The sequence below is a fragment of the Anaerobacillus alkalilacustris genome (assembly GCF_001866005.1).
GTDB lineage: Bacteria > Bacillota > Bacilli > Bacillales > Anaerobacillaceae > Anaerobacillus > Anaerobacillus alkalilacustris.
In genome coordinates, this window is the sequence record NZ_MLQR01000002.1 from 67,239 (window position 1) to 73,626 (window position 6,388).

A 6,388-nucleotide genomic window follows, 5' to 3' on the forward strand; every position below is an offset into this window, starting at 1 on the left:
AGGTTATTTCCTTAACCGTATTTGCTAACAAAATTATGATATAATCAATAATAATCTAACGTTAAAGTGGTGAAATGTATGGACGTACAAAGAGTTGGACGTGCTAGTTTAAATAAAGCTGAAGTAAAAAAGACAGGACCTCAAGCCAGTGTCTCTTTCTCGGAATTAATGCAAAAGGGGCGTGATGAACAGGCTTATGCAAAATTGAATAAATTAATGGAAAAAATTGACGATCAAGGGAAAGTATTAGCTGAAAGTCGGACTGTTGATGAATTGCGTAAATACAAGGCTCTTGTTAAGGAGTTTATGGAAGATGCAGTTAACCTTGGTCTCAGCCTGGAAGAAAAACGTGGTTTTAATCGCCGTGGGCGTACCAAGATATATAAGATTGTAAAAGAAGTGGATCGAAAACTGCTTGATCTAACCGATGCAGTCTTAAAGAAAGAAAAAAAAGGTTTAGAAATTCTCGATATGGTTGGGGAGATTAAGGGACTAATTGTGAATATATATGCTTAAAAAACTATAACGAGAGGGGACGGCGTCTAACAAAGCAATCCCCTTTTTTATATAATCAGAATTTATAAATTTCTAACTTGGAAACTGTCTAGCTTCAGGCCCCATCGGCTCGATCGCTTCAGTCAAGTTTCTGACTTCACTGACTTCCTTGATTGCTTCTTTGATGATGCTTCATGCTACTTTGCTCCTGCGATTACTCGTCGCACGAAAAAACAATTGCTCCTGCGATTACTCGTCGCACAAAACACTGCTTCGAGGAAGTTTGCTACGAAGTTATGCTAGAAGACGCTAAAAGCACGTAAACGTAAGAAGCCAAAGAGCGGCTTCTGTCAAAGGCCGCCCCAGTGAAGCTACTACTTGGATTACTTCGAAGCGGCTTTGCTCTTGAGCAAACGGAGTGGCACAGGAGCAGCTGCTCGTGACCAAGGCGCTTGTGCTTTTCTTATTCTTCTGCTGGCTCGTAAGGTTCAATTTCCTTGAAAATATATGTTTTTGTTACGTCAATTTTTTGATGAAAATTTTCAAATGCAGCTATTGGATGTACGTCTGACATATTTAATGAATAAAATATTTCCTTATCTACTTTAAGACTATAAATATATTGATCCTCAACATATCCGGTTGCTTTATTTTGAATTTGTGTATAGCCAGAAATGATAATTTTCTCACAAGTTGGTAGTAGTGAAAATACATAAGAGCATAAATATAGTGCAGTCCCACCGACCATTATTGCGTAATGTTCGCGCATTTCTCGTTGAGATTTTTTTTGTACTTTTAGTTTTCCAGACTTTAATATGGATGCTTTTGTTAATGGAATTTCTTCCATGGTTGGTAAATCAACATCAATGCAAGCGGTGTCACTAGATAATATATCAAATGAAACATTGGTATCGAGAGGGAAATCTAGTTCTGCTAGAAAAATTTCAAGCCAAAGCTTCATGTTATTAGCATCACCATTAATAACTTTTTCTACTTGTGATAAACGGTGAATTTTTTCTTCTTCATATTCTTCTTTTGCTTGGTTATACTGCTTCATTTCAATATTAAATTGAGCAGAAGTCTCTATTTCAATTTTTCCTAGAAATTTTTTGCGATTTGTTGATATAATTAAGCTTAACTTCTCAAGAAAATTTAAATTTTCTTCAAATTCAGCCTTTAATTCTTCAAAAATTTCTTCTTGGTTTGGTAGTAGTACGTGTAAGGAGATAGTTGCTATTGCTAAATCTCTTAGTTGTTCGGGAGAGCGTTTTGGTAGGATTTCTTTATGAAGTTGTAGTAATTTTGTCGTCTGTTCATTTATTTCTTGTTCTTTCTGTTCATAAAGTTTTTGAATATCATCGCGAAATTCCCGTTTAATTTCCTGCTCAACAGTTGCAGGAACTCTCTGATCATCTTCGTCAACAAAAACTAAGGAATAGGATTGTTTGTCATATTTTAAAGAGACTGTTTTAGGCATGTTTTTTACGTCTGTTTGATACCAAGTGTTTGAGGGACGTCCAGTTGATTTGTTTAAATTTGTGCGATAAGACAATCCACTACCTGGAATTCCTACATTACCATATAATCCACGGCGTCCAACCGTCACAGAAGCCCCTTTCCTACCAATTGAGGTACTTACACCTCGTTTACTAATATTTAAACGTAATCCCGGTGCTACTTTTACTCGTTTTTGAAATCGAAAACTCATGCAAAACACTCCTATAATACGTTATATACTTACTATCGTACTAAAAATTCACATAATATTAAAGGGAGTTTTCACAAATTATTCAAAAATATTATTTCGCTCGTTTATATGATAAATAAAAAAGGCTAAAATTTATTAATAGCCTTTTCTAAGATGGTAAGAAAGCATAAAATTTTGAAGTTAGAAAGCTGTCTAGCTCCAGGCGCCATCGGCTCGATCACTTCAGACCTTCTCTTTCGGTCAAAAACCCGACCGCTACGAGCAGGTCTTCCAGTGTTTGTCGCCGATAGGCGGGCGCCTTGCGCTTTTCTTGTTTATGAAGGTATACATTTAGTTAATACAAATAATTGTTGTTTATTACCAACCACGCTCATACGGTTTAGGAGTATCAATAGTTATATCCAATTCTTTTGCAAAAGTTCTAGGTAGGTATGGATCACGTAAAAGTGGTCTAGCGATAAAAATTAGGTCTGCCCGCTCATTTTTTAGAATTTCTTCTGCTTGATTTCCACTTGTTATAAGACCGACGGCTCCCGTAGATATATTAGCGCTTTTACGAATTCTTTCAGCATAAGGAACTTGGTAACCAGGGTAAACATCCAGCAAGGCAGGTACAACAGCTCCAGAACTACAATCAATTAAATCAACGCCTTGTTCTTTCATCTTTCGTGCATAGTTAATAAATACATCGAAATTATTTCCTTCTTCAGCATACTCATTAGCTGATACCCTTACTAATAAAGGACCTGACCACACAGATTTTACCTCACAAAGTACTTGTTTTAATAGCTCATATCGTTTTTCTTCATTACCACCAAAAAAATCTTCTCGTTTATTTGTTAAAGGAGATAAGAATTCGTTTATTAAATATCCGTGCGCTGCGTGTATTTCAATGACATCAAAACCAGCTTCTTTGGCTCTCTCTGCTCCTTTTTTAAAAGCATTGATTGTTTCAGTTATTTGTTTTTCAGTCATTTCCTCAGGCTTTTTCATTTCATCGTTATAAGCGATAGGAGAAGGAGCGAGAATTGGCCCTTCAAGCTCAGCTTTTCTTCCAGCATGTGCTAATTGAATTCCAATTTTTCCACCAAGCTCATGGACATGGTCAACTAAACGTTTTAAACCTTCAATATGGGCATCGTCCCAAATTCCAAGATCTTGTTCAGAAATCCTTCCTTGTGGAGTTACAGCCGTTGCTTCAATAATAATTAGCCCTACTTGACCGATAGCTCGACTACCATAGTGAGTAATGTGCCAATCTGTGACAAATCCTTGTTTATTATAGGCCATATACATGCACATAGGAGCCATAACTAATCTGTTTTTTAATGTAATATTTTTCAGTTTATAAGGTGAAAAAAGTAGTGATGCCATTTTTATAACCTCCTAAATATATGTAAGTTGCTATACATACTGTATCATAAATTATGGAAGTAGTCAGATGTTGTTAAAGTTCTGGGGGGACTAGTAAAACGCGTAGTCATGAAACTTAAAACTTATGTAAGAAATTATAGTTTGATAAAAAAAAGAAGGCTTAATCGCCTTCAAAAAAAAAATTTTGTAGATTAATCTAAAGATTTCCTTTGAAATAACTCTTGATTTAAATAAACAAGTAAAGAACGTCTCGTTAAAATCCCTTTAAGAGAGTCGTTAGAGTCTGTCATACAAATAAATGGGTTGTTTATCGAGAGAGCAAGTGCCTTTGCAAATGTGTCTTTCATTTCCATAGTGGCTATTTTTAATTCCATAACGTCAGATACTTTAAAGTCATGGAGGCGGTCTAGTTCAATTCTTTCTAGCCCAAGAATGGAATCTAAAATGAGTGCTTTACTAATAACGCCGTTAAGTTTTGAATCTTTGTCTAATACAGGAATGGCGGTGTACCCAGATTTAACTAGGACTAATAGTGCATGCTCTAAGCTATTGTTTAAATGAACATGGGCTACTTTTTCGATAGGAATGATTAAACCCTTTATAGTTTCATCCAAAAACGTACGATTTTTTAAATCTTCTCTTTTCATAAGTTATCACGATCTTTTCGTCTAGAATTGTAGAGTGTTGTATTTCTACTAAAAAAAGTAGGCACGCACTCTAAGTCTATACTAGAAGTGAATAAAATTTTTGTCAACCTTAATTTGTAAGCGTATTCTTTGTGGTTTTCGGAAATTAAAATAGTAACTACATATTTTTATTATGGTTTGGACATACTACTAAAAAACTGTTGAGTGGAGTGGCTAAAATGCATACAAAGAAAACTGTGAAATATGTTTGTGAAAAGTATCCCTCAGGTAATACTTATTATTTTAAACAAGAAATTATTACTCATGACTGTTGGGATAATCTAGACTCGTTATCATGGTCAGCGCCGAGGCCAATCTCTAAAGCTACGTACTTGAAGCAAAAAAAAGCAGGGTATAAAACTGAAATGAAATTTATTAATAAATTACCAGCAAAAGTTTATCAGCTTAAAAAATAAAAAGCTCTCAAATGGGCAGGTTTAGTATATGGAGAGAAGTTGATTAAATTTAATTTAGAAAATAAGCCACGTATATTTCGTCTTGGAATTGATTGTCAACATATAATGGATCTTTTTGAATCCCCTCAATAACAAATGCATATTTTTTATATAACTTCTTCGCAATCACATTCTCGGAAAAAACAGTTAAGACAACTTTATGAATTTTGTGCTGTTTTGCCCACTCCAAAGTGTATTCCAACAATACCTTTTCCTTGACCTTCGTTTGAACGCCATGTTCGAAAAACAGTAACATGTCGTTTCATTTCTAAGTCTCCACGAATAAGACGTGCTATGCCAATAACGTCACTGTCTAATTCGATGACGATATACATATTATATTATCATTTCTATACATTCTATTAATAAAATCTATTTCTTGTTTGTTGTTCTAACTTTTTCTTTTTGAATAGACTTCCCTTCAGAGACGATCTCTTTAGCCTTGGCAATAATGTTTGCTATCTGAAATTTCTGCAGGGTAAATTAATACGTTAAATAATTTTTCTGTTTTAAAGGATGAAGTTAATTCAGTAGCTACTTTCATTTCATTCACCTACTCTTGCCAAAAGTAATCTGGTTTTTTTTCTATCTTAGTTTTTAAAAGGTGAGAGGCAGGAACAATTTTTATATTATCACTGACATTTTTTATAGCTTCCTTTACACCTTTTACTGTTGCGTCGCCTTTAATACCAACATGCCCGATACCGATTGCTTGACCATTTTTTTCTGCAACTTTAATTAGTTTTTGCATTTGTTTATACACATGTCCGCTAGAAGAACGGGTATCATCTAAAAAAATATCACGTCTTGCCCATGGAACGCCTAGTTCCTCAGCGAGTTGTGGAATTACTGATTTAGGATTCGTACCACTGTCAATAAAATATAAATGATGTTCTTTTGCTGTCTCCATAATTATACGCATGATGTTTTCATCTTCTACAATTAATGAACCCATATGGTTATTTATCCCTTTAGCATGGGGAACACTTTCTATTGCTTCAACGACACGATTCTTCACTTCTTCTAAAGAAAGGTCTTTCGTAATCGGTTTTGGTCCTAGCCATGAAGCTTTACCCTTTTTGGGTTGGAGCGGTAGATGGATCATTACTTCTAAGCCTAAATCGTGTGCTAACTCCGCTTGTAGCTTTGATTGGTCTAAAAAAGGCATGATTGCTACTGTAATAGGAATTTCTGAGTCGAAAAAATCTTTTACTCCTTTAACATTTCCGCCAAAATCATCAATAATAATCGCTACTTTCACTTCCTCACTAATATTTTCAGCAAAAGTGGTTGTTATTGGAAAAAACATTGAATATGTAATAAGAAGCAGTATTGCAATTTTTTTAAAGTTCATAATTTCGCCCCCGTTAATATTTCTCTTAAATAATTTAACCAATTCCAATCTTTTTTATTGTAAAAATAGAGGCTGGGACAAAACTAGTTTCTAATTAGAAAAAAAGTGAGCTTGAGTGTACTCAATCTCACTTTTTTCCATTTATCTACATTACCACTTTTATATTCTTAGTTGTTAGCCGTGAATTTTCGAATATTCACGGCCATTAATGCCAGGCCCATTTCGTTTCCAACCTTCGATTTTCCACGTACAGAAAATCGAGTAAAACGCAAATTAGCCTTCAAGAATCCAAAAACTGGTTCTACATCGATCTTAC

The 6,388-nt window shown here is 34.7% G+C and carries 9 protein-coding genes; 2 read left to right on the forward strand and 7 right to left on the reverse strand.

Going from position 1 to position 6,388, the window contains the following annotated elements; genetic code table 11:
* The first annotated feature begins 78 nt into the window (after nucleotides 1-78).
* On the forward strand, nucleotides 79-516 hold the full coding sequence (locus BKP37_RS04410) for a YaaR family protein (protein WP_071308473.1): 438 nt from the start codon (nucleotides 79-81) through the stop codon (nucleotides 514-516).
* Nucleotides 517-958: 442 nt separating this feature from the next.
* On the opposite strand, the gene BKP37_RS04415 is transcribed toward BKP37_RS04410, so the two are convergent.
* The 3 genes from BKP37_RS04415 to cbpB all read right to left on the reverse strand — a co-directional run bounded on the left by BKP37_RS04415 (nucleotide 959) and on the right by cbpB (nucleotide 4,224).
* A complete protein-coding gene (locus BKP37_RS04415; protein ID WP_071308474.1) occupies nucleotides 959-2,203 on the reverse strand; it encodes a DUF4236 domain-containing protein in 1,245 nt (414 codons plus the stop codon).
* 357 nt (nucleotides 2,204-2,560) lie between these two features.
* Nucleotides 2,561-3,577: an NADPH dehydrogenase NamA gene (gene namA, locus BKP37_RS04420; protein WP_071308475.1), complete on the reverse strand. Its 1,017-nt coding sequence runs from the start codon at nucleotides 3,575-3,577 to the stop codon at nucleotides 2,561-2,563.
* Nucleotides 3,578-3,768: 191 nt separating this feature from the next.
* Entirely contained in the window at nucleotides 3,769-4,224 is a 456-nt protein-coding gene (gene cbpB, locus BKP37_RS04425; protein ID WP_071308476.1) for a cyclic-di-AMP-binding protein CbpB, read from the reverse strand.
* A 218-nt stretch (nucleotides 4,225-4,442) separates the two neighbouring features.
* Between cbpB and BKP37_RS04430 the strand changes: the two genes are divergently transcribed.
* Entirely contained in the window at nucleotides 4,443-4,679 is a 237-nt protein-coding gene (locus BKP37_RS04430) for a hypothetical protein (RefSeq protein WP_071308477.1), read from the forward strand.
* Nucleotides 4,680-4,728: 49 nt separating this feature from the next.
* Here the strand turns inward: BKP37_RS04430 and BKP37_RS20395 are convergent, their stop codons facing one another.
* The 4 genes from BKP37_RS20395 to BKP37_RS19070 all read right to left on the reverse strand — a co-directional run.
* Nucleotides 4,729-4,923 carry a GNAT family N-acetyltransferase gene (locus BKP37_RS20395; RefSeq protein WP_245712443.1) on the reverse strand — a complete coding sequence of 65 codons (195 nt, stop codon included), beginning with the start codon at nucleotides 4,921-4,923 and terminating at the stop codon, nucleotides 4,729-4,731.
* A complete protein-coding gene (locus tag BKP37_RS20400) occupies nucleotides 4,877-5,053 on the reverse strand; it encodes a hypothetical protein (protein ID WP_245712444.1) in 177 nt (58 codons plus the stop codon). The genes BKP37_RS20395 and BKP37_RS20400 overlap by 47 nt, the downstream gene beginning before the upstream one ends.
* 218 nt (nucleotides 5,054-5,271) lie before the next feature.
* A complete protein-coding gene (locus tag BKP37_RS04440) occupies nucleotides 5,272-6,072 on the reverse strand; it encodes a divergent polysaccharide deacetylase family protein (RefSeq protein WP_071308478.1) in 801 nt (266 codons plus the stop codon).
* A 167-nt stretch (nucleotides 6,073-6,239) separates the two neighbouring features.
* On the reverse strand, nucleotides 6,240-6,388 hold a 149-nt coding region (locus tag BKP37_RS19070; RefSeq protein WP_139193060.1), incomplete at its 5' end, for a transposase.